Source organism: Cryobacterium psychrotolerans, from assembly GCF_900101115.1.
GTDB classification, from domain to species: Bacteria; Actinomycetota; Actinomycetes; order Actinomycetales; family Microbacteriaceae; genus Cryobacterium; species Cryobacterium psychrotolerans.
In genome coordinates this window covers 67,817-88,608 of sequence record NZ_FNFU01000008.1, presented here as the reverse complement: position 1 = coordinate 88,608, position 20,792 = coordinate 67,817, and the positions used below count along the sequence as shown (strand labels likewise).

Sequence of the window (20,792 nt, the reverse complement as noted above, 5' to 3'; positions counted from 1 at the left end):
GCCCTTCTAGCTGGATCGCTCGACGATTGTTTCGGCAAAGCGGGTCAGCGCCTTCTTGACGGATCCGGCCGGCAGGGGGCTCAGCGCCTCCACCGCGTCGCGGGCCCAGCCGTGTGCCTCGGCCAGCGTCTCCGCGGTGACCTCGTGTTCCCGCAGCGCCGCGATGGCCGCGTCGGCGGCGGCGGAGGGAGCGCCGCCGCTGGACATCACGTCTTCCTCGAGCCGGTTCACGAGGGAGGCCGCGCCCGCATCCGTTTGCGCTCGCTCCCGCAGCCGCAGGAGCGGCAGCGTCGCCACCCCGGCGCGCAGGTCGGTGCCGGGCACCTTGCCGGTCGACTCCGGCTGGGGGGACAGGTCGATGACGTCGTCGATCAGCTGGAAGGCGACGCCGATCCTTTCGCCGAACATCACGACGGGACGCTCGAGCTCGCCCGGGGCGCCGGAGAACACGACGCCAGCCTGCGCGGCGGCCGCAATGAGCGATCCGGTCTTGTCGGCGAGCACCTGGATGTAATGCTGCACCGGGTCCGCGCCGCCCTGCGCGCCGACGGTTTCGTGCAGCTGGCCGAGGACGAGGCGTTCGAAGGTGTCCGCCTGAAGGCGGATCGCGCGCTCCCCCAGCCGGGCCATGAGCTGGCTGGCCCGGGCAAACAGCAGGTCCCCGGTGAGGATGGCGACGGAGTTGCCCCACACGGTCTGCGCGCTCGGGATGCCGCGCCGCTTGTCGGCGTCGTCCATCACGTCGTCGTGGTACAGCGAGGCCAGGTGCGTGATCTCGATCGCGGTCGCCGCGGTCACCACGTCGGGCACCGAACCGCCGCCGAGGTGGGCGGTGAGGAGGGCGAGCATCGGGCGCACGCGCTTGCCGCCGGCATTCAGCAGGTAACGGCTGGTCACATTGGCGATGTCGTCGGCGAACGTGACCTCGGCGAGCAACCCGGACTCCACCTGCACGAGGCCGGCGTCGATGCCGGCGGCCAGTCCACGGTCGGCGGCCGTCGAGAAGATGCGGTCACGGAGGCCGAGTTGCGACGTCACCGACGGACTGCGGCGGATCACGGGAGCGCTCGGTTTCACTCTGTCAGCCTAAACGATTGGAACCGGGAAGAAATCAGGAGTCCGCCACGGGCGTATCCGCCGGCTTGATCCCGCGGTGCAGAGCGACGATGCCGAGGGTGAGGTTGCGGTGCGCGACCGAGACGAAACCGGCGTCCCGCAGCCAACCGGCGAGCGTGGCCTGGTCCGGCCAGGCCGCGATCGATTCGCCGAGGTAGTCGTAGGCCTCGGCGTTCGACGAGACGAGCGTGACGATCCGGGGCATCACGTGATTGAGGTAGGCGAAGTAGCCGGCGCGGATCGGCCCGAAGGGCGGCGTCGAGAACTCGCAGATGACGACGCGCCCGCCCGGCTTGACGACCCGGTAGAACTCGTCGAGCGCCTTCTTCGGCGGGGACACGTTGCGGAGTCCGAAGGAGATGGTAACGGCGTCGAACTCGTTGTCGGCGAAGGGAAGCGCCGTCGCATCCGCCTGCACGAACTCGAGGTTCGGGTTGTCGGCGTGGCGCGTGCGGCCGACCTCGATCATCCCACCGGAGAAGTCGGCGGCGACGACGTGCGCGCCGGTGCGGGTCAGGGCGACGCTCGAGGTTCCGGTGCCGGCGGCGATGTCGAGGATGCGCTCGCCCCGTTGCGGGTTGACCGCCTTCGTCGTCGCCAGGCGCCAGAGCGCGGCGTTGCCGACCGAGAGCACGGCGTTGGTGCGGTCGTAGTGCGTGGAGACCTGGTCGAACATGGCGGCAACCTGCTTCGGCTGCTTGTTGAGGTCTGCCCTAGTCATCCATCCAGTCTAGGTCGGGCCGGGCCACGCCGGACTCGGGCGTAGTCTGGACCCGTGAATGTGCAGGCCCTGACGGTCGAAACCACCCCGATTCCCGACATCCGTCAACTCATTCCGCTGCTCGACGGGCGCGACCCGCTGCTCTGGATGCGCCGCGGCCAGGGCCTGGCCGGCATCGGCACCGCGCTTCGGCTCGAGTTCTCCGGGCCGGGCCGCATGACGGATGCCGCACTCGCCTGGCGCCGCGTCGTGGAAGCGGCCGCGGTGACCGACCCGCTCGCCCGCACCGGCACCGGACTGCTCGCGTTCGGCGCCTTCGCCTTCGACGAGTCCTCCGCCGAGGCCAGCGTGCTGATCGTGCCGCAGGTCATCGTCGGCCGGGAGGACGGACAGTGCTGGGTGACCAGGATCTGGCCCACCGGCTCCGACGCGCCGGACATCCCGCTCGAGCTGCACCCCCTGGGCGACGAATACCGGGTCGCCCTGGGCCCCGGGTCCCTGTCGGCAGCCGGCTACCGGGCCGCGGTCGCCGAGGCGGTCGGGCGGATTGCCGCCCAGGACCTGAGCAAGGTCGTGCTCGCACGCGACCTGGCCGGACGGCTCCCCGCCGCGGCCGACCTGCGCCGGCCGATCACCGAACTCGCGCTCGGCTACCCGGACTGCTGGACCTACGCCGTCGACGGCCTGTTCGGCTCGAGCCCGGAGACCCTGATCCGGGCCGACCACGGCGAGGTGAACGCCCGGGTGCTCGCCGGGACAATCTCGCGGGGGGCGGATCCCGTCGCCGACACCGAGGCCGCCCTGGCCCTGGCGACCTCGACCAAGGACGGCGACGAGCACGAGTTCGCCGTGCAGAGCGTGCTCCAGTCGCTCCGCCCGCACACCTCGCACATCACCACGAGCGAGATCCCGTTCACGGTGAAACTGCCGAACCTGTGGCACCTCGCGACCGACCTCGAGGGCACGCTGAGTGACGGCTCCACCTCGCTGGACCTGATCGCCGCCCTGCACCCGACCGCCGCGGTGGCCGGCACCCCCACGGCGAGCGCCCTCGCGCTCATCCGCGAACTGGAACCGTTCGACCGCGGTCGGTACGCGGGGCCGGTGGGCTGGGTCGGCGCCGATGGCGACGGTGAGTGGGCCATCGCCCTGCGCTGCGCCCAGGTCGGTCCGGACGGTGACGTTACCGCGTACGCTGGCTGCGGCATCGTGCTGGACTCTGACCCCGAGAAGGAACTCGCCGAAACCCGGATGAAGTTCCGACCGGTCGTCGAGGCCTTCGACTGACCCCGCCGCTCAGGACGCGCGGAGGCGGGCCTTTTCCGTCTTGATGTCGTAGTCCGCTTCCGGCCAGCTGAGCTCCATTCGGGTGAGCGCGTCGATCAGCAGGTGCTGCACCGCGAGGCGGGCGTACCATTTGTGGTCGGCCGGGATGACGAACCACGGGGCCGCCGTCGTCGAGGTGCGCTCAAGGGCGACCTGGTAGGCCTCCTGGTAGGCGGGCCAGTGCAGCCGCTCGTCGACGTCTCCCGGGTTGTACTTCCAGTATTTGTCCGGCCGGTCGAGCCGCTCGGCGAGGCGCGATTTCTGCTCGTCGGAGCTGATGTGCAGCATCACCTTGATGACCGTCGTGCCGTCGTCGGTGAGCTCCTGCTCGAACGCGTTGATCTCGTCATAGCGCTCGTCGATCGTCTCCAGCGGGAACAGCTCCCGCACCCGGGTGATCAGCACATCCTCGTAGTGGGAGCGGTCGAAGACACCGATCCGGCCGGCGCCGGGAAGCTGCTTGCGGATGCGCCAGAGGAAGTCGTGGGAGAGTTCGGCCTTCGTGGGCGCCTTGAAGGCCAAGTGGTCGATGCCCTGCGGGTCGGCCGCGCCGACGACGTGGCGAACGATTCCGCCCTTGCCGGAGGTGTCCATGGCCTGGAGCACGAGGAGCACCTTGCGCTCGTCCCCGTCCTGGCTGCCGGCGAAGAACATCTCCTGCTGGTGACGGAAGATGCTGGCGCCCTTCCGCAGCGCCTCGACCGAGTGCTTCTTCTTGCCGTCGAAGCCGGGGGTCGACGTCGTGTCGACGTCGGCGAGGCTGAATCCCGGATTCACGCGGAGCGAGTCGATCGGGTCGCCCGTCCAGAACTTTTCGATTTTCGCCTTCGCGCCCATGCCGAGCCCCTTCGTCCGTGGTCAATCCGTCCGTGGTCAATCCGCCAACACTACAGCGGGCACCGGTGCAGGCGGCTACCGGGCGAGCGGAACTTCGAGGATGCTCGGGCCGCGAGGGGGACCGGTCAGCGCCCGTTCGAGCTCGCTCCGGGTCGCCGCGCGGCTGTACTCCCAGCCGTAGGCCGAAGCCAGCGCGGACAGGTCGACCCGCTGCGGCGTGAACAGCACGCGGTCGAGGGCCGCGGCCGGAGCCGATGCGGCCACCTCGAGGCCGTCGAAGATACTGCCTCCCCCGTCATTGCCCACGATGACCTGCAGGCGGGGCAGCGGCTCCCCCGGCGCCAGGAGCAACGATCCGGCGTCGTGCAGGAGGGCCAGGTCGCCCAGCAGCAGCCGGGTGGTCCCGGTCGAGCGGGGATCCGGCCCCGCCTGGCCGGCCAGCGCGATTCCGATGGCCGTGGCGACGGTGCCATCGATCCCGGCCAGGCCGCGGTTGGCGTGCACGCTGATCTTCTTGCCGGGCACGCGGCTGTCGGCCTCCCGGATCAGGCGGGACGCACCGAGGACCAGCCGGTCGTGCGGCCACGACGCCCGCCAGAGGGTATCCACGAGCATGGGGCGGGTGACCGGGGCGCGCATGAAGGCGAGTTCGGCGCGGCCGATGCCCCGCTCATCGATCGGCGCGGCGGCCAGTGCCGGGTCGGCCGCGAGGATCTGCCGGCTGGTCATCACCCATCGGCCGAGCCACTCCCGTGCCTCCGGGGTCGCCGCTGCTGCGGCGGCCTCCTCGTCCGGCCGGGCCGCGGCAGCGAAGTGCGCCACCCGGTGACCGGGGTTGTACCTCTCGGCGCCCGGCGAGGCCACGACGATGGCCTCAACGTCGCCCCGCTGGAGCAGGGCGGGGATCTCCCGGCTGAGCGTCGGGTGACCGAACACGATCGCGCGCTCGATCCGTCCGCCGAAGTCGGGGTCGCGCAGCAGTTCCCGGTAGGCCGCCACCAGGGTGGGCCCGAAGCGGGCACCGCTGGACACCTCGGCGAGCAGCGGCCAGCCGCCGGCGCGGGCGAACTCCTCGGCCGCCGGGCCGGCCGCGTGGCCGGCGATGACGACCGTGCGCGGACCCGCGGCCACCGCCAGCGGCCGGTCGGACGCGGGCCGGTCGGCCTCGGGCCGGGCGGAGGCAGGCGGGTCGGCCTCGGCGGGCGGCTCATCGCCGGTCAGGGTCACCGCGCTCGAGAGCGGTTCCCGGAAGGCCAGGTTCAGCTGCACCGGGCCGGGGCCGGCCGGCCGGATGCCGGTCGACGTGATGCCGGTCGATTTGATGCCGGCCGCCGCCTCCAGCGCCCGCCGGGCGAGGGCGAGGGCGCCGCGCTGCTCGCCGGAGCCGCCGACCGGGGCGGGCTCGTCGACGCTGAGCCGCACGGCCCCGCCGAACAGGCCCGGCTGCACCGTGGTCTGGTTCGACCCGATGCCGCGCAGTTCATCGGGCCGGTCGGCGGTGAGCAGGATCATCGGGACGCCGGAATGGTGGGCTTCGAGCACGGCGGGGTGCAGGTTCGCGACGGCCGTCCCGGAGGTGGTGATCACGAGCGCCGGGACGCCGGTTTCGACGGCCATGCCCAGCGCGAGGAAGCCGGCTCCGCGTTCGTCCAGGCGCACATGCAGGCGGATCCGCCCGATCCGTTCGAGTTCGGCGCAGGCGAGGGCGAGGGCCTGCGAACGCGACCCCGGGCAGAGCACCACATCGCGCACGCCGAGGCGCACGAATTCGCCAAGCAGCGCGACGCTGAAGGCTGTCGCCGGGCTGTCGCCCGGGGCGGATTCAGCCACCGCGGATTCAGGCACCGACGGGCTCAGACGTCCCGGCGGTCGGGCTGTTCACCCTCACCCGGATCGGGCTGCTGAGGGTTGAAGCCGGGGGCTCCGCCCGGCCCGGGGGTCCCACCGGTGCGGGGGTCGGGCTTGTCGAGGTCGGCCAGTTCCTGCTCCATCTGCCGGATTCGCTCCTGCTGCTGGCTCTCTCGCTTGAGGCCCTGGAGGAACTCCGGGTCGTCGTCGGGGGCGAGCGAACGGGTCGTTCGACCACCGGCGCCGCCCGCGCGGCCTCGACCGACGAACAGCCAGAGCAGGGGGCCGATCACCGGCACGAGGACCAGCACGAAGATCCAGACCCAGCGGGGAAGCCCGCGGATGCGGTTGCGATCGGCGAGGGCACAGTCCACGAGCGTGTAGACGGTGAGTATGACAACAACCAGTCCGAGACCGATCAGCAGCTTGGGCATACCTGATTGTAGGCCGCGCGGCCGAGAGTACGGTGAGCGCCCGCACAGCCGCCCGGTTCTAAGCTGGAGGGATGAAGGCCGTTCCCGCTTGGTTGTCCTATTCGCTCCTGCGCGTGCTGATGTTCGCGGTCCCGCTCGGGGTTCTGCTTGCGCTGCGGATCGAGTGGTGGCTCGCCGCGCTCGTTGCCGCGGTGATCGGGCTGTGCCTCTCGTACATCTTCCTGCGCACGCCCCGGGAGAACGTCGCCCGCGACCTGTATGCGGCCAGGCACCCCGCGTCGGAGCCGGTTCACCCGGACGCCGAGTCGGAAGACGCGGTGCTCGACCGCCTCGACCGCGCCCGGGACGAGCAGGCCGGACGCGAAGGCTAGAGCGCGAAAGCGAGCCCGAGCAGCACCCCGTAGCCCAGCGCGGCCAGGCTGGTGAGCTGCAGGGCCAGGATCAACTCCCGTGACGTCTTCGCCGTCACGGTGATCAGGCAGGCCGGCAGCGCCAGCAGGAGCACGAAGAACGTGAAGTACGCCAGCGGGTAGAAGATCGTGAAGAACAGCGCGATCCCGAACGGCGCGAGCAGGAAGACGCAGAAGACGACGCGGGAGGCCACGTTGCCGATCAGGACCGCGAGCGTGCGCTTGCCCGCCTTCTTGTCGGTCTCGCGGTCGCGCAGGTTGTTGACCATGAGCACCGCGCAGGCGACCAGGCCGATGCCGACCGCGCCCAGCCAGCTTTCGGTGTTGATCGTCCCCGCCTGGACGTAGGTCGTTCCGAGCGTGGCCACCAGCCCGAAGAAGACGAAGACGAACAGTTCGCCCAGGCCGAAGTACCCGTACGGCTTCTTGCCCCCGGTATAGAGCCAGGCCGCCCCGATGGCCGCGGCGCCGACGAGGAGCAGCCACCACTGCTGGGTCATCAGCACGAGGGCGAGCCCGGCCAGGGCCGCGAGGGCGAAGAAGGCCAGCGCCACGCTCAGGACAACGGCGGGTCTCGCCGCCCCGGACCCGGTCAGCCGGGCCGGGCCGACCCGGTGGGCATCCGTGCCGCGCACGCCATCCGAATAGTCGTTGGCGTAGTTCACGCCGATCTGCAGGCACAGGGCGACCACGAGGGCGAGCAGCGCCCGCTCCGGGTAGAAGACCCCTGGGCCGGTGGCGACGATCGCCGCGCCGGTGCCGAGGGCGACCGGGGCGATCGCGAGCGGGAGGGTGCGCAGCCTGGCCCCGGAAACCCAGTCGGCCGCCGTGGCCGGTTTGACCTTCGCCGGGCCCTTGCGCGGCGGGCCGCTCTTCGGCGCGCCGCTCCTGGCCGCACCATTCCCGGCCGCACCGCTCGCCTGGGCGAGTCGTTCGGCGGGATTCAACCGCTGCATTTTGGGCCTGACCGGCCGCGCTCCGTGTGCCACGCAATCATGCTACTGGGCCGGGCTACCGGGGGCCGAGGCGAGCAGCCGGCGCAACGCCTGCCGGTCCGGCTTGCCCGAGGCCAGGACCGGGATCGCCGGCACCGCCACGACCCGTGCCGGCCTCGCCGCCTTGCCGAGCAACGATGCCGCAGCCTCACGGATCTGCGCCAGCTCGGCCGGCCGGACAGGCCCGTCCGACGCCGCGGCGAGCACGACGACGGGGACCTGGCCCCACTCCGCGTCGTCGGCGTCGAGGACGACCGCCTCGGCGAGGCCGGGGAGCGTGCGCACGACCCGTTCGACCGCGTCGAGCGACACCTTTTCGCCGCCGGAGATGATGACGTTGTCCGCGCGGCCGAAGACGCGCACGAGGCCGGTCCGGGCATCCACGGAACCGAGGTCGCCGGTGCGGTACCAGCGCACCCCGTGCTCGCTGACGAAGCGCTCCGCGGTCAGCGCCGCGTCACCGAGGTACCCCTCGGCCAGCACGGCGCCGGTGATCTCGAGTTGCCCGTCGACGACCCGGACCATCGTGTCGCCGATGGGGACCCCGTCGTACACGCAGCCCCCGGCGGTCTCCGACGAGCCGTAGCTGCGCACGACCCGCAGGTCCAGTTCGGCCGCGCGGCGGAGCAGCTCCGGCGGGACCGCCTGGCCGCCGACGAGGATGGCGGTGAAGCGCCGGAGCACGGCCAGGCTGGGGCGGTCCAGGGCCGCGGCATCCATCAGCCGGGCCAGTTGCACGGGCACGAGGGAGGTGAACCGGAGGGGCTCGCCGAGCCGCCCCGCGAGCCGGATGAAGGCGGCCGGGTCGAAACCGCCCGGCGGCAGGACGAGCGGTGTGGTCTGGGCCGCGATCGAGCGCACCAGCACCTGCACCCCCGCGATGTAGTGGCCGGGCAGGGCGAGCAGCCATTGGCCCGGGCCGCCGAGGGCCACGTTCGACGCCGCGGCTCCGGCCAGCAGAGCGTCCGTGCTGAGCATCACCCGTTTCGGGGCGCCGGTCGAGCCGGACGTTTCGATCACCACGGCGACCCGGCGCGGCACGGTTCCGCTCGGCCGGGCGCCCGCGCTCCCGGGGACCGGCATCACGGCGTCGCCCTCCCCGGTGAGCGCCGACCGCAGCAGGGCCAGCAGCCTGGTGGTGTTGTCCGCCGGAACAACGATCAGCGCCCTGGTCATGCGCGCCTAGAACTGCCAGGGGTAGGGACCCCAGTCCGGCTCGCGCTTCTCGAGGAAGGCGTCGCGGCCCTCGACCGCTTCGTCCGTCCCGTAGGCCAGGCGGGTGGCCTCACCGGCGAACACCTGCTGGCCGACCAGGCCGTCGTCGACGGCATTGAACGCGAACTTGAGCATCCGGATGGCGGTGGGTGACTTGGTCAGGATTTCGCGGGCCCAGTCGAGGGCTTCCGCCTCCAGGTCCGAGTGCGGCACGACGGCGTTCACGGCGCCCATCTCGAGCGCGCGCTGCGCGGAGTATTCGCGGGCGAGGAAGAAGACCTCCCTGGCCGCCTTCTGGCCGACCTGGCGGGCGAAGTAGGCGCTGCCGTAGCCGGCGTCGAAGGAGCCCACGTCGGCATCCGTCTGCTTGAACTTGCCGTGCTCCGCGCTGGCGATGCTGAGGTCGCAGACGACGTGCAGGGAATGCCCGCCGCCGGCGGCCCAGCCGGGAATGACCGCGATGACGACCTTGGGCATGAAACGGATGAGGCGCTGCACCTCGAGGATGTGCAGCCGCCCGCCGCGCGCGGCATCGATCCCCGACGCCGTCTCGCCGTCGGCGTACTTGTAGCCGTCGCGGCCGCGGATGCGCTGGTCTCCCCCCGAGCAGAATGCCCAGCCGCCGTCTTTCGGGCTGGGTCCGTTCCCGGTCAGCAGCACGACCCCGATGCGCGGGTTCGTGCGTGCGTCCTCGAGCGCCGCGTGGAGTTCGTCGACGGTGCGCGGGCGGAAGGCGTTGCGCACCTCGGGCCGATTGAACGCCACGCGGGCGATCCGGCCGGTCACGTCGTGGTGGTAGGTCACGTCCGTGAGGGTGTCGAAGCCGGCGACATCCCGCCACTGGCCTGGGTCAAAGATTTCGGACACCTGTTCGGTCATGCAGCAAGACTACGCGGGGCTCCGGTCCTCGTCGGCGGTCCCCCATTCGGAGGACAAAGATTGGCCGCTCGGCGCGGGAATGTCAACCCCCTTGAGCGCCATTCCTGCGCGTTATCTACTTGTGTCCTTGGTACGACCCGGAGGTGTCATGAATAACGTCGCAGATGACGGTATGAACCGTCTCGAAGTCCGAATTACCGAACTCTCACCCACAGAATGGCGCATCTGCGACCGGTCGATTGCCGGCGGGGAGGCGTCGGCGGTGCTGGGATTCATCCAGCAGGTCGAGGGCGCCTTCGAAGTCACTCACCTGGGGCTTCTCCGTGAGAGAACCTATTACGCGTCATTCGAACGAGCGGCCGCGAGCTTCGCCGGACGGGTGGTGATGTCATGACGATCACCGCGCATTCCGCCCCGTCGAGCGCTCGGTACGGCCGGGCCTCCACCGACGCCTTCGGCGACTACCTCCGCCGGATCGGCAAGGGCGCCCTGCTCACCGCAGAAGACGAGGTGAACCTCGCCCGACGGATCGAAGTGGGCCTGTTCGCCGAGGAGAAACTCCTCAAGGGAAACATCGATGACCCGGACCTCGAACGCGAACTAGCGTGGCTCGTGCACGACGGATGCCGTTCGAAGAACCACTTCATCGAAGCGAACCTGCGCCTGGTCGTGAGCATCGCGAAGCACTACTCCGGCCGCGGAGTGCCGATCATGGACCTGGTCCAGGACGGGAACATCGGGCTCGTTCGGGCGGTCGAGAAGTTCGACTTCATGACCGGGTACAAGTTCTCGACCTACGCCACCTGGTGGATCCGCCAGGCCATCCACCGCGGCATGGCGGACAAGTCCCGGATGATCCGGATCCCGGTGCACACCGCGGAGAAGCTGAACAAGATCAAGCGGATTCGCCGCGACCTGACGAGCACGCTCGACCGCGACCCCACCGTGCGCGAACTCGCCGAGGCCACCCAGATTCCGGCCCGCGATGTGGCTCGACTGCTGCAATACGACAACGAACCCATTTCCCTGCACGCTCCCGTCGGGGACGGCATCGGGGACATCTCCGAGTTGATCATCGACGACGACCTGCCCCAGCCGGATGAATACGCCACCATCGCCCTGCGGGCGGCGGACATCACGTTCTACCTGGACGCACTGCCACCCCGGGAACGCGCCATCCTCCAGGCCCGGTTCGGTCTCGACGGCGACGCCCCCAGAACCCTCGACCAGATCGCGCTGATCCAGGGCGTGACCCGGGAACGGGTCCGGCAGATCGAAAAGCGCGCACTGGCCCTCCTGCATGTGCCGCGCCTGGAGCGCTACCTGAGGGATTGAGTACCCCCCGAACTGAGCATGGTGGGCGCGCCTCGAACCGAGGTACTCTCACAAGACCGGGGAACGGGGAGCGGTGCAATGGGCAAGCTGACATACGATTCGACGCTCACGGCTGACTTTGACGATCGAATACTCGCGCACATCCAGGTCGTGATCGGCGCCAAGCTGCGCCGCGGAGAGTCCTTCTACTTCACGTGGCGGGACGACCCGCAGGGCGGCGGCGGCCGGAGCACCATCTGGCTGAATCCGGGCATCCCGATCGCCTACAAGTACTTCGGCGCCCGAACCCCGAGCCTCAACCGGGAATGGATCGAAGCGCTCATGTTCACCGCCAATTCCTCCGGTGGGCTGCAGATCGTTCCCGAGCCGCATCCGACGCCGACCACGCTGACGAAGGGGACGCCGTGAACCGGATCGACATCGTCTACGGGGGCCGGCCGTACTCCCTCGGCGGGCGCACCGTCGCGTCGGTCCAGGAAGAACTGGCCACGGCGCTGGCGGCGGGCCGGCCGTACTGGCTGCGCGTGAACAGCGGCGAAGGCCGCATCGAGGATGCCTACCTGCTGATTGCGCCCGGGATTTCCGTCGTCCTGGTCAACACGAAGCCGAACGGCAACGGCGCGGACGTCGGGCCCGAGCCGGACAACGCGTTCATGCGGGATGTTCTCTGACCTGACCGGGCCGAGGCTGACGGTCTCCGTCGCGCTCGAGTGCCAGACTGGGGGGATGCTGCCCTCACTGGACGAGTTGCTCGGTACCGCGCGCGTTGTCGCCCTGCCCCTGGTCACGCGGTTCCGGGGGCTGGAGAGCCGCGAGGCCCTGCTCCTGAAGGGCCCGCACGGCTGGACGGAGTTCTCGCCGTTCGCCGAATACGACGATGCCGAATCCGCGGCCTGGCTGCGGGCAGCCATCGATTTCGGCTGGCACGAAACGCCCGCGCTGCTGCGCACGAGCGTCCCGGTGAACGCCACGGTGCCCGCGGTCGAACCCGAGGCCGTGGCCGGGGTCCTGGCCCGCTTTCCCGGCTGCCGCACCGCGAAGGTCAAGGTCGCCGATCCGGGCCGCACCCTGGCCGAGGACGTGGCGCGGGTGCGCGCCGTGCGCGCGGCACTCGGGCCGGAGGGGCGCATCCGCGTCGACGCGAACGGGCTCTGGAATGTGGACGAGGCCGAGCACGCCATGCACGCCCTGGCCGGGTTCGACCTCGAGTATGTGGAGCAGCCCTGCGCGACCGTCGAGGAGCTGGCCGAGATCCGGGTCCGCACGCGGTACATGGGGGTGCCGATCGCCGCCGACGAGAGCGTGCGCCGCGCCGATGACCCGCTCGCGGTGGCCCGGGCCAATGCGGCGGACATCCTGGTGGTGAAGGCCCAGCCGCTCGGCGGCATCCGTGCGGCGCTGTCGATCACCCGCGAAGCCGGGCTGCCCGTCGTCGTCTCGAGCGCGCTGGACACCTCGATCGGGATCTCGATGGGCGCGCACCTCGCCGCTGCCATCCCCGACCTGTCGTTCGACTGCGGCCTCGGAACGGCCGCGCTGCTGGCCGCGGATGTCACGAACGAGCCGCTCATCCCGGTCCAGGGTCGCGTTGCCGTGCGCCGGGTCACTCCCGATCCGGCGCTGCTCGAGCGCCACGCGGCGGCCGCGGACCGTCGCGACTGGTGGCTGGACCGCCTGGCCCGCACCCACGCGCTCCTCGCTGGTTAGGCGATCTCGCAGCCCCCACCCGGCTCAACTGAGTTGCGGAGAAAGTACCTTCCCGAGCGAAATGAAGGTACTTTCTCCGCAACTCAGCGGCATCCTGATTGGGCTTGTGAGATCGTCTACAGGCCGGAGTAGGCGTGCAGGCCCTTGAAGAAGACGTTCACGATGCCGAAGTTGAACAAGACGGCGCTGAAACCGATGATCGCCAGCCACGCCGACCGGGAACCGCGCCATCCGCGGGTCGCCCTGGCGTGGATATACCCGGCGTAGATGGTCCAGATGATGAAGGTCCAGACCTCCTTGGTGTCCCAGCCCCAGTACCGGCCCCAGGCCTTCTCGGCCCAGATCGAGCCGGCCATCAGGGTGAAGGTCCAGAGGATGAACCCGATGATGTTGACCCGGTAGGCGAGGTTCTCCAGGGTCGCCGAGGACGGCAGCGTGGCCACGAACCGCAGCCGCGTCGCCCGGGCCTCGGCCACGAGGCTCTCTCGCCGGAACTGGAGCAGCTGCACGGCCGACAGGGCGAAGCCGAGCGCGAAGAACCCGGTGCCGAGCGAGGCGACGAAGACGTGGATGACGAGCCAGACCGACTGGAGCGCCGGCGGCAGCGGGGCGACCTCGACGTAGAACCGGAGGGCGGCGATCCCCAGCAGGATGAGCACGAGGCCGGTGACGAAGGTGCCGAGGAAGCGCAGGTCGGCCCGGGTCAGCACGATCAGGAAGACCGTGACGATGAGGAGGGTTCCGGTCATCGCGAATTCGTACATGTTCGCCCACGGGACCCGGCCGGCGGCCAGGCCGCGCAGCACGTCGGCGGCCAGGTGCAGCGCCCAGGCGAGCACGGTCAGCGAGACGCCGACGCGGAGGCTGGCCGAGCGGCCGTAGGGGGTGGCCGCGTCATTGGCGATGCGCGTGCTGATCCGGGTCAGGGTGGTTGTGCCCCCGGATGCGGCCTCGGCGGCGCCTCGGGCTTCGGGCGACGAAAGCTCGTCAGCCTGGACCGCGCCGACGGCGGAGGAGCGCCGGGCCAGGTCGATCGAGAAAGCGATGAATGCGAGCGCGTAGACGCCCATGGCGGAGTACAGGCTCAGGATCGAGAGCTCATTGAGATTCACTAGGCCAGCCTAAGTCTGTTCAGGGGCGGGGGCGAGCGGCGCGGACGCGGGCGAGGTCAGCCGGGCGCTGTGGCGGTCGGCCAGTGCGGCCACCGCGGCTTCGAGGGCCGGATCGTCGCCGCGGGCGAGTCCGGCGTACTCGAGGCGCACCGAGCCGTCGTCCTGCCGGACCGCCTTCACCCAGACGCGGCGGCGCGGCACGAACAGGGAGGTGAGCAGGCCGAGCAGCACGAGCACCGCGAACAGGAGCACCCAGCCCTGGGTGGGGTCGTGGTGGATGTCGAAGGAGGCGAACCGCAGGACGGAGCCGGAGAAGTCGCCCTTCTTCGCGCCCGGGTTGGCTTCCTCGAAGGTGACCGAGCCGAGTCCGCCCGGAAGCTGCTGGGTCTCGCCTGGCTTGAGCTCGAGCGGCTTGACCGTGGTCGTGCGCGTGGCCAGGGCATCCATCTTGTCGGTGTCGAGCGAATAGACGGATGTCGGGACGCCTTCGTCGAGGCCGAGGTCGCCGGCGTAGACGTTCAGGGTCAGCAGCGGGTATTCGAGATCCGGGAAGGAGGAGAAGTAGGCGCCGGACTGCGCCTCCGCCTGGGTCGGGTAGAAGAACCCGATCATGCCGACCTGCTTCTTCAGCCCGTCCGGAACCTTCACCACCCCGAGGGAGGTTAGGTTCGCGTCCTGGGGCAGGAACGGGATCGAGTCGGTGAACACGACCTTGCCAGCGGGGTCCTTCACGGTGATGGTCGGGGCGTAGCCGTTGCCCAGCAGGTAGACATCCGTGCCGCCGGTCCGGAGCGGAGCGTTGACCTTGACCGCGGCGGGCTCGGGGTCCTCGCCCCGCGGGGTGACCGTGACATCGGCGGTGAAGTCGAGCGGCTGACCGAAGGCCTTGAGGTTCTCGGTCTCGTAGTCGACGGTGAAGTCGTCGAGCTTCAACTTGTAGGGGTCGAGGCCGGCGTCGTCGAAGAAACGTCCGGGGTTGAAGGAGTCATAGGCCAGCAGCGAGTTCACGAAGGTCTGGCCTTCGACGAGCACGCGCTGACCACTGAAACCGAATCCGCTGCCGAATCCGACGGTGATCAGGATGCCGACCAGGGCCGAGTGGAAGACGAGGTTGCCGGTCTCGCGGAGGTAGCCGCGCTCGGCCGAGACGGAGGCCTCCCGCTCGGTGTCGAACCGGGCAACGCGGTAGCCGCTCTCCTTGAGGAGCCCGCGCGCGGAATCGATCGCGGCAGCGGGATCCGTGCCGGCGGGGGCGTCGCGGGTGGTGAACCCGGCCAGCCGGGCCAGGCGGGCCGGGGTCTTCGGGGGTGTGGCTCGGAGCGCCTGCAGGTGGTGCTTCGTGCGCGGGATCACGCATCCGATCAGGGAGACGAAGAGCAGCAGGTAGATCGCGGAGAACCAGGCCGAGGAGTACACATCGAAGGCCTGGATGGTGTCGAGGGCGGGCGCGAGGTCCGGGTTGTTCGCGAAGTACTGGGTGACGCCGTTCGGGTCGGAGCTGCGCTGCGGCACGAGCGAGCCCGGAACGGCCGCGATCGCGAGCAGCAGGAGCAGGAACAGCGCCGTGCGCATGCTGGTGAGCTGGCGCCAGAACCAGCGCAGCCAGCCCGAAGTGCCGAGCCGTGGCTGGGTGACGTCGGCGCCGGGGCGGGCCGGGCGGGAATCGTAGTGGTCAGATGGCCGGGACAAAGTTGCCAATCACCCCCTGGAGATCGAGGAGCCAGGCGTTCCAGACGCCGCTGACCATGAGCAGGCCGATGAGAATGAGCAGAGCGCCGCCCATCAGGTTGATCACCCGAATATGCCGCTTCAGGAATGCGACCGCTCCGGTCGCCCAGTTGAGGCCGAGGGCGATCAGCAGGAACGGGATGCCGAGGCCGAGGGCGTAGAAGAGGGCCAGCAGGCCGCCCTGCCAGGGTGACCCCGAGCTCAGGCTGAGCGAATTGATCGCGGTCAGCGTCGGCCCCGTGCACGGTGTCCAGCCGATCGCGAACACGGCGCCGAGCACCGGCGCACCGGCGAGCCCCATCCGCGGACGCCACGAGGACTTGACCGTGCGCTGCATGACGCCGAACTGGCCGATGAAAACGAGCCCGAGCAGCACGACGATGCCGCCGGCGACGCGGGTGATCAGGTCGCGGTACTGGTTGAGCCAGAATCCCGCCGCGCCGAACATGACGCCGGTGAGCACGAAAACGAGCGTGAATCCGAGGATGAAGAGGCCGACGCCGGCGAGGAGCCGGTTCCGGCCGCTGCGATCACCCCGGGCCGGCGTGCGCCCGTCGGTGAAGCCGCCGATGTAGGCGAGGTAGCCGGGCACGAGCGGGAGGATGCACGGAGACGCGAAGGAGACGAGTCCGGCCAGCACGGCAATCGGGATCGCGATGAGAAGCTGGCCGCTGAAGACGAGTTCCCCGAACGGATCACCCACGCCTACGAGTCCTCGGCGATCGTGTCGCGAATGAAGGTCTTCAGGATTGACGGCGACGACACCCGGCCGAGAATCCGCGCGGCCACGCGGCCGGAGCCGTCCAGGACCAGGGTCGTGGGCACGGCGTTGGGCGGGATGCTCCCGCTGAACGCCAGCTGCATGCTGCCGTCCTCGACGTCCATCACCGAGGGAAAGGTGATGCCGTAGGTGTCGTTGAACGCGATCGCGTTGGCGGCCCGGTCGCGCACGTTGACGCCGAGGAACGAGGCGCCCTTCCCCTCGAACTCCTGGTTCAGTTTTTGCAGGTCGGGGGCTTCGGCACGGCACGGAGCGCAGCTGGCGTACCAGAAGTTGAGGACGACGACCTGGCCGGCGTAATCGGCCGAGGACACGGCCTTGCCGTTTTCGGTGGTCCCGCTCCAGGCCACGGCGTCGCCGCGCTTGGCCGCGGGGATCTCGGTCCAGCTGCCGTCCCCGGCGATGAAGCCCTTGCTGCTGCCCTCGCGGTATTGCTCGGCGAGCGGGTCGGCGGCGCATCCGGCGAGCAGGATGGACAGTGTCGCAGCCGCAGCGAGGACGGTCAGGAAACGGGGGCGCCTCATACCGCCCCGACATCCGTGGCCAGCACCTGGAGGTGCCCGGCCGGGTTCGCGTAGCCGACCTCGACGAAGGCCTCGCCTCGTCGGGAGAGGGTCGTGATGCTCGAGAGCTCGCAGCGGCGCTTGCGCGGGTCGTGGGGCAGGCGGTCGCCGGTGAGCGCGCGATGCACCATCCAGATCGGCAGCTGGTGGCTGACGAGCACGACGTCTCCGTCTTCGACCGAGCGCCAGGCCTCGTCGACGGCGGCGAGCATCCGCCCTGCGATCGACCGGAAGGGCTCACCCCAGCTCGGGCGGAGCGGATTCGTCAGCGAGGGCCAGTTTCGCGGGTCGCGGAGCGCGCCGCCCGGGCCGGTCAGCCTGGTTCCCTCGAAGCGGTTCTTCGGCTCGATCAGGCGGTCGTCGGTGGAGACCGGCAGGTTGAACAGGGCGGCAATCGGCTCTGCCGATTCCCGCGTGCGCTGCAGCGGTGAGGAGACGACGCGTGCGACCGGGCGACCCCGGTCGACCAGGTCTGCCGCGGCTGCCTCGGCCATCTTCTGCCCCAGGGGGGAGAGGCCGAATCCCGGCAGCCTTCCATAAAGGACGCGCTCGGGGTTCAAAACCTCACCGTGCCGCACGAGATGTATCTGGCTAGCTACCACGTGTTCCAGTCTACGGAGGGCCCGGCCGCGAATTCGCCGAGAGCCGTTCGGCTAAACTTGCCACGTGAATGCGCGCGTATTGATCAAGAACCTGTCCGCCCTCGACGACGGCCCCGTTTCGGTGTCCGGGTGGGTCGAGACGGTGCGAGACCAGAAGAAGGTGCAGTTCGTCGTGCTCCGCGACGAGTCCGGCGCCGTGCAGCTGGTCAATCCGCGCAACTCGGATGCCGACGGCGTGGTCATCGCCGACGAGCCGGCCACGAGCATCTCGTCGCTCTCGCAGGGCAGCTTCGTCACCGTGACCGGCCAGCTCAAGCACGACGAGCGGGTCAAGCTCGGCGGCATCGAGATCAAGCTGGCCACGCTGGAGATCGTCACCCTCGCGATCCCGGAAACGCCGATCGCGGCCGATTCCAGCCTGGACAAGCGCATGGACTGGCGCTTCCTCGACCTGCGCAACCCGAAGCAGAACCTCATCTTCCGCATCCAGACCACCTTCGAGCACGCGCTCCGCACCTACTGGGTCGACAACGACTTCATCGAACTGCACACCCCGAAGCTGATGGCCAGCGCCAGCGAGTCCAGTGCGGAGCTGTTCGAGGTTGAGTACTTCGACACCAAGGCCTACCTCGCGCAGAGCCCGCAGTTCTTCAAGCAGATGGCGCAGTCCGCCGGCTTCGGCAAGATGTTCGAGGTGGGGCCCGCGTTCCGCGCCGACCCGTCGTTCACCAGCCGCCACGCCACCGAGTTCACCAGCATCGACTCGGAGATCAGCTGGATCGACAGCCACGAAGACGTCATGGCGCTGCACGAGGACCTGCTCGTCGCCGCATTCACGGCCGTCAAGGCGAAGCACGGCGACGAGGTCAAGACCCTCTTCGACGTCGAGGTGACCGTTCCAAGCAAGCCGTTCCCGCGCATCCCCCTCGCCGAGGCGAAGGAGATCGTCAAGCAGCACGGCTACGAGGTTCCGCGCGACGACGACGACATGGACCCAGAGGGCGAGCGCCGGATCGCCGCGTACGTCAAGGAGACCTACGGCCACGAGTTCGTCTTCCTCACCGACTACGCGTCGAGCATCCGCCCGTTCTACCACATGCGCCACGAGGGCGACGCGGGCCTCACCAACAGCTACGACCTGATCTTCAACGGCACCGAAATCTCCACCGGAGCCCAGCGCGAGCACCGCATCGACGTGCTCGTCGAGCAGGCGAAGGAGAAGGGCCTCGACCCGGAGGAGCTCGAGACCTACCTCGACTTCTTCCGTTACGGCGTGCCGGCCCACGGCGGTTTCGGCATGGGCCTCGCCCGGGTGCTGATGCTCATGCTGCACCAGACCAGCATCCGCGAGGTCACCTACCTGTTCCGCGGCCCCACCCGCCTCGAGCCCTAACCCCCGTTCCCTCCCCCTCCCCCTTCTCCTCCCCCTTCTCCTCCCCGCGAAACCGCAGTTGTGCGCGTTATTCGGGCGTTTTAGCGCGCACAACTGCAGTCTCGCGGTGGGCTGTGGACAGGTTCGGCGCGCACGGGCGGAAGAAGGCATCATGACCGGGTGCGAAACCGAACGATCCTCCCAGAGCCGCTCCGCGGACGTGCGTTCCTCACCACGGATGTTCCCCCGGAAACCCTGGGACGAGGCCGGCTGCTCGCCCCCGACGTGCAGCGACCGTCCCGTGGCGTGCGCGCGATCGACCTCGACTTCACGGCCGTGCACGGCCGGTGCGAGGGCTACCTGCCGCGGATGCCCGCCGGCCAGGCCTTCAGCCACATCACGGCGGCGCAGCTCTACCTGATCCCGCTGCCCCCGTCCCTCGCCTACGATCAGACCCTCCACGTTGCCGTGAACGAGCGCGGCCAACCGCCTCGCGTCGTCGGCGTGGTCGGACACGCGCTCGGCGGCATCGAGTCCCGGTTCCGGGAACTCGACGGCTTCGTGGTGACCGACCCGGTATCGACGTGGTGCCAGCTGGCTACGCACCTCACGCTCTACGACCTCATTGCCGCCGGCGACTACCTCGTCTCCGGCCGGGTCACCGACGCGGGCCGCGAGCCCCCGCTGGCCACCATCGCCGAGCTGAGAGCCGGCGTGCTGCGCTGCGCCCGCCGCCGGGGCGCGAAGAACCTCAGGGAGGCAATCGCCCGGGTGCGCACCGGCGTGGATTCGCGCCCGGAGACGTGGTTGCGGCTGATCCTCGTCGATGACGGCCTGCCCGAACCTGTCGTCAACGAGGTGATTTTCGACGTCAACGGGCGGCGCCTCGGGAAACCCGACCTCGCCTACCCGTGGGCCCGCCTCCTGTTCGAGTACGAAGGCGACGGGCACCGGATAGACAAAGAGCGTTTTCGCAGGGACATCACTCGGCGCGAGATCTTCGAAACCGACCAGTGGCGCGTCATCCGGGTGGTACCCGACGATGTGTTCACGCGCCAACGGGCGTTCCTCAACCGCGTGCGGCGAGTCATCGCCCAGCAAACCTCCGCGAAACCGCAGTAGTGCGCGCTAAACGACGCGAATAACGCGCACAAGTGCGGTTTCGCGGGGGGGATGGGGCGGGGCTAGAAGGCCAGGTCGACGGCCATGCGGGCGGCGACGACGGACCGGATGTACGCGCCCACCTTCTGGTGTTCGGGGTGCGCCTGGTAGCGGGCGACCGCCTCCATGTCGTCGAAGTCGGCGATCAGAACGACGTCCCAGTTGTCGCCACCGGCGACATCAGCGCCGACGGTGAGCGAACGGATCTCGTCGACCACGCCGACCAGGGACTCCAGCCCGGCGATGATCCGGGCCGCGTGCTCGGCCTTCTCGGCCGGGTCCGTCGCTGCGAGCCGCCAGGAGACGACGTGCCGGATGCTCATCGCACCTCCAGCAGGGCCGTGCGCAGGCGCAGGGGGTCAATCCGCCAGTAGTTGTGCATCTTGCCGTTGATGAGGAGCACGGGAATCTCCTCGACGTACTGCTCGTGCAACGCGGCGTCGTCGAGGATCGAACGCTCCTCGAACACGATTTCGGGAGCGGACGGGTGGCCGGCGATCTTCTCCACGACGCTGTCGATGAGGTCCCGAGCGTCATCGCAGAGGTGACAGCCGGGCTTGCCGATCAGGGTGAGGAGTGCGGTAGCCATGCCTCCAGCCTAGGCGCGCGAAGCTGGGAGAGTGCAGACCCGACCGCCCCCCGCGGACGAA

24 protein-coding genes are annotated in these 20,792 nt (G+C 69.7%); 9 read left to right on the top strand and 15 right to left on the bottom strand.

Translation table 11 applies throughout. From position 1 onward, the window contains the following. Positions 1-6 precede the first annotated feature (6 nt). On the bottom strand, positions 7-1,077 hold the full coding sequence (locus BLQ39_RS08840; RefSeq protein WP_092323357.1) for a polyprenyl synthetase family protein: 1,071 nt from the start codon (positions 1,075-1,077) through the stop codon (positions 7-9). A 34-nt stretch (positions 1,078-1,111) separates the two neighbouring features. Beyond that, positions 1,112-1,837, bottom strand: coding sequence for a bifunctional demethylmenaquinone methyltransferase/2-methoxy-6-polyprenyl-1,4-benzoquinol methylase UbiE (gene ubiE, locus BLQ39_RS08835; RefSeq protein ID WP_092323356.1), 726 nt, complete (start codon positions 1,835-1,837; stop codon positions 1,112-1,114). Between the two features lie 54 nt (positions 1,838-1,891). Between ubiE and BLQ39_RS08830 the strand changes: the two genes are divergently transcribed. Continuing rightward, positions 1,892-3,124: an isochorismate synthase gene (locus BLQ39_RS08830; RefSeq protein WP_241986904.1), complete on the top strand. Its 1,233-nt coding sequence runs from the start codon at positions 1,892-1,894 to the stop codon at positions 3,122-3,124. Between the two features lie 9 nt (positions 3,125-3,133). On the opposite strand, the gene BLQ39_RS08825 is transcribed toward BLQ39_RS08830, so the two are convergent. The 3 genes from BLQ39_RS08825 to BLQ39_RS08815 all read right to left on the bottom strand — a co-directional run bounded on the left by BLQ39_RS08825 (position 3,134) and on the right by BLQ39_RS08815 (position 6,282). Next, positions 3,134-4,000: a PPK2 family polyphosphate kinase gene (locus tag BLQ39_RS08825; protein WP_092323354.1), complete on the bottom strand. Its 867-nt coding sequence runs from the start codon at positions 3,998-4,000 to the stop codon at positions 3,134-3,136. A 75-nt stretch (positions 4,001-4,075) separates the two neighbouring features. Next, a complete protein-coding gene (gene menD / locus BLQ39_RS08820; protein WP_338419106.1) occupies positions 4,076-5,830 on the bottom strand; it encodes a 2-succinyl-5-enolpyruvyl-6-hydroxy-3-cyclohexene-1-carboxylic-acid synthase in 1,755 nt (584 codons plus the stop codon). A gap of 23 nt (positions 5,831-5,853) precedes the next feature. Continuing rightward, positions 5,854-6,282: a PLD nuclease N-terminal domain-containing protein gene (locus BLQ39_RS08815; protein ID WP_092323351.1), complete on the bottom strand. Its 429-nt coding sequence runs from the start codon at positions 6,280-6,282 to the stop codon at positions 5,854-5,856. A 71-nt stretch (positions 6,283-6,353) separates the two neighbouring features. Here BLQ39_RS08815 and BLQ39_RS08810 point away from each other — a divergent pair, with 71 nt between their 5' ends. Next, the gene (locus BLQ39_RS08810; protein ID WP_092323350.1) at positions 6,354-6,653 is read left to right on the top strand and encodes a DUF4229 domain-containing protein; all 300 of its coding nucleotides are present in this window, start codon (positions 6,354-6,356) and stop codon (positions 6,651-6,653) included. Here the strand turns inward: BLQ39_RS08810 and BLQ39_RS08805 are convergent. Genes BLQ39_RS08805 through BLQ39_RS08795 form a run of 3 tightly spaced genes read right to left on the bottom strand, consistent with a single transcriptional unit; the run spans position 6,650 to position 9,781 of the window. Further along, positions 6,650-7,648, bottom strand: a complete 999-nt coding sequence (locus BLQ39_RS08805) for a 1,4-dihydroxy-2-naphthoate polyprenyltransferase (RefSeq protein WP_092323348.1) — start codon at positions 7,646-7,648, stop codon at positions 6,650-6,652. The genes BLQ39_RS08810 and BLQ39_RS08805 overlap by 4 nt on opposite strands. A 42-nt stretch (positions 7,649-7,690) precedes the next feature. Then, positions 7,691-8,863 (bottom strand): AMP-binding protein, encoded by a 1,173-nt coding sequence (locus BLQ39_RS08800; protein WP_167738520.1) that lies wholly within the window; start codon positions 8,861-8,863, stop codon positions 7,691-7,693. A 6-nt stretch (positions 8,864-8,869) separates the two neighbouring features. After that, positions 8,870-9,781: a 1,4-dihydroxy-2-naphthoyl-CoA synthase gene (locus BLQ39_RS08795; RefSeq protein ID WP_092323347.1), complete on the bottom strand. Its 912-nt coding sequence runs from the start codon at positions 9,779-9,781 to the stop codon at positions 8,870-8,872. A 148-nt stretch (positions 9,782-9,929) separates the two neighbouring features. Between BLQ39_RS08795 and BLQ39_RS08790 the strand changes: the two genes are divergently transcribed. From BLQ39_RS08790 to BLQ39_RS08770, 5 genes are all read left to right on the top strand, one after another. After that, a complete protein-coding gene (locus BLQ39_RS08790; protein WP_134575576.1) occupies positions 9,930-10,175 on the top strand; it encodes a hypothetical protein in 246 nt (81 codons plus the stop codon). Further along, on the top strand, positions 10,172-11,116 hold the full coding sequence (locus BLQ39_RS08785) for a sigma-70 family RNA polymerase sigma factor (protein ID WP_092323344.1): 945 nt from the start codon (positions 10,172-10,174) through the stop codon (positions 11,114-11,116). Before BLQ39_RS08790 ends, BLQ39_RS08785 begins: the two co-directional genes overlap by 4 nt. Positions 11,117-11,194: 78 nt before the next feature. Beyond that, positions 11,195-11,524, top strand: coding sequence for a DUF7882 family protein (locus BLQ39_RS08780; protein WP_092323342.1), 330 nt, complete (start codon positions 11,195-11,197; stop codon positions 11,522-11,524). After that, the gene (locus BLQ39_RS08775; protein WP_092323340.1) at positions 11,521-11,787 is read left to right on the top strand and encodes a hypothetical protein; all 267 of its coding nucleotides are present in this window, start codon (positions 11,521-11,523) and stop codon (positions 11,785-11,787) included. Before BLQ39_RS08780 ends, BLQ39_RS08775 begins: the two co-directional genes overlap by 4 nt. 55 nt (positions 11,788-11,842) lie before the next feature. Further along, on the top strand, positions 11,843-12,823 hold the full coding sequence (locus BLQ39_RS08770; RefSeq protein WP_092323338.1) for an o-succinylbenzoate synthase: 981 nt from the start codon (positions 11,843-11,845) through the stop codon (positions 12,821-12,823). A gap of 116 nt (positions 12,824-12,939) precedes the next feature. Here BLQ39_RS08770 and ccsB read toward each other — a convergent pair whose 3' ends face one another. From ccsB to BLQ39_RS08745, 5 genes are read right to left on the bottom strand one after another with little or no spacing between them, the layout of a single operon-like run. Then, the gene (gene ccsB, locus BLQ39_RS08765) at positions 12,940-13,893 is read right to left on the bottom strand and encodes a c-type cytochrome biogenesis protein CcsB (protein ID WP_092323426.1); all 954 of its coding nucleotides are present in this window, start codon (positions 13,891-13,893) and stop codon (positions 12,940-12,942) included. A gap of 51 nt (positions 13,894-13,944) precedes the next feature. Further along, positions 13,945-15,624 (bottom strand): cytochrome c biogenesis protein ResB, encoded by a 1,680-nt coding sequence (resB, locus tag BLQ39_RS08760; protein ID WP_092323337.1) that lies wholly within the window; start codon positions 15,622-15,624, stop codon positions 13,945-13,947. Further along, complete coding sequence (locus tag BLQ39_RS08755) at positions 15,608-16,366, bottom strand: cytochrome c biogenesis CcdA family protein (protein WP_092323335.1); 759 nt, start codon at positions 16,364-16,366, stop codon at positions 15,608-15,610. Before BLQ39_RS08755 ends, resB begins: the two co-directional genes overlap by 17 nt. 2 nt (positions 16,367-16,368) lie before the next feature. Continuing rightward, positions 16,369-16,968, bottom strand: a complete 600-nt coding sequence (locus BLQ39_RS08750; RefSeq protein WP_092323334.1) for a TlpA family protein disulfide reductase — start codon at positions 16,966-16,968, stop codon at positions 16,369-16,371. Next, the gene (locus tag BLQ39_RS08745; protein WP_092323332.1) at positions 16,965-17,609 is read right to left on the bottom strand and encodes a histidine phosphatase family protein; all 645 of its coding nucleotides are present in this window, start codon (positions 17,607-17,609) and stop codon (positions 16,965-16,967) included. The genes BLQ39_RS08750 and BLQ39_RS08745 overlap by 4 nt, the downstream gene beginning before the upstream one ends. 79 nt (positions 17,610-17,688) lie before the next feature. Between BLQ39_RS08745 and aspS the strand changes: the two genes are divergently transcribed. Both aspS and BLQ39_RS08735 read left to right on the top strand, forming a co-directional pair. Beyond that, on the top strand, positions 17,689-19,002 hold the full coding sequence (gene aspS / locus BLQ39_RS08740; RefSeq protein WP_370255583.1) for an aspartate--tRNA(Asn) ligase: 1,314 nt from the start codon (positions 17,689-17,691) through the stop codon (positions 19,000-19,002). A gap of 159 nt (positions 19,003-19,161) precedes the next feature. Then, the gene (locus tag BLQ39_RS08735; RefSeq protein ID WP_092323329.1) at positions 19,162-20,103 is read left to right on the top strand and encodes a putative endonuclease domain-containing protein; all 942 of its coding nucleotides are present in this window, start codon (positions 19,162-19,164) and stop codon (positions 20,101-20,103) included. 62 nt (positions 20,104-20,165) lie between these two features. On the opposite strand, the gene BLQ39_RS08730 is transcribed toward BLQ39_RS08735, so the two are convergent. Continuing rightward, positions 20,166-20,465, bottom strand: a complete 300-nt coding sequence (locus BLQ39_RS08730) for a Dabb family protein (protein WP_092323328.1) — start codon at positions 20,463-20,465, stop codon at positions 20,166-20,168. Continuing rightward, a complete protein-coding gene (locus tag BLQ39_RS08725; protein ID WP_092323326.1) occupies positions 20,462-20,731 on the bottom strand; it encodes a glutaredoxin family protein in 270 nt (89 codons plus the stop codon). Before BLQ39_RS08725 ends, BLQ39_RS08730 begins: the two co-directional genes overlap by 4 nt. Between the last annotated feature and the right edge of the window lie 61 nt (positions 20,732-20,792).

What these genes read in the sequence shown, in the direction of transcription:
- BLQ39_RS08810 (WP_092323350.1), top strand. Translation starts at nt 6,354, where the DNA reads ATGAAGGCCGTTCCCGCTTGGTTGTCCTATTCGCTCCTGCGCGTGCTG.
- BLQ39_RS08725 (WP_092323326.1), bottom strand. Translation starts at nt 20,731, where the DNA reads ATGGCTACCGCACTCCTCACCCTGATCGGCAAGCCCGGCTGTCACCTC.
- ccsB (WP_092323426.1), bottom strand. Translation starts at nt 13,893, where the DNA reads ATGGGCGTCTACGCGCTCGCATTCATCGCTTTCTCGATCGACCTGGCC.
- BLQ39_RS08795 (WP_092323347.1), bottom strand. Translation starts at nt 9,781, where the DNA reads ATGACCGAACAGGTGTCCGAAATCTTTGACCCAGGCCAGTGGCGGGAT.
- BLQ39_RS08770 (WP_092323338.1), top strand. Translation starts at nt 11,843, where the DNA reads ATGCTGCCCTCACTGGACGAGTTGCTCGGTACCGCGCGCGTTGTCGCC.
- BLQ39_RS08805 (WP_092323348.1), bottom strand. Translation starts at nt 7,648, where the DNA reads ATGCAGCGGTTGAATCCCGCCGAACGACTCGCCCAGGCGAGCGGTGCG.
- BLQ39_RS08785 (WP_092323344.1), top strand. Translation starts at nt 10,172, where the DNA reads ATGACGATCACCGCGCATTCCGCCCCGTCGAGCGCTCGGTACGGCCGG.
- BLQ39_RS08750 (WP_092323334.1), bottom strand. Translation starts at nt 16,968, where the DNA reads ATGAGGCGCCCCCGTTTCCTGACCGTCCTCGCTGCGGCTGCGACACTG.
- BLQ39_RS08815 (WP_092323351.1), bottom strand. Translation starts at nt 6,282, where the DNA reads ATGCCCAAGCTGCTGATCGGTCTCGGACTGGTTGTTGTCATACTCACC.
- BLQ39_RS08790 (WP_134575576.1), top strand. Translation starts at nt 9,930, where the DNA reads ATGAATAACGTCGCAGATGACGGTATGAACCGTCTCGAAGTCCGAATT.
- BLQ39_RS08825 (WP_092323354.1), bottom strand. Translation starts at nt 4,000, where the DNA reads ATGGGCGCGAAGGCGAAAATCGAAAAGTTCTGGACGGGCGACCCGATC.
- ubiE (WP_092323356.1), bottom strand. Translation starts at nt 1,837, where the DNA reads ATGACTAGGGCAGACCTCAACAAGCAGCCGAAGCAGGTTGCCGCCATG.
- BLQ39_RS08780 (WP_092323342.1), top strand. Translation starts at nt 11,195, where the DNA reads ATGGGCAAGCTGACATACGATTCGACGCTCACGGCTGACTTTGACGAT.
- BLQ39_RS08800 (WP_167738520.1), bottom strand. Translation starts at nt 8,863, where the DNA reads ATGACCAGGGCGCTGATCGTTGTTCCGGCGGACAACACCACCAGGCTG.
- BLQ39_RS08730 (WP_092323328.1), bottom strand. Translation starts at nt 20,465, where the DNA reads ATGAGCATCCGGCACGTCGTCTCCTGGCGGCTCGCAGCGACGGACCCG.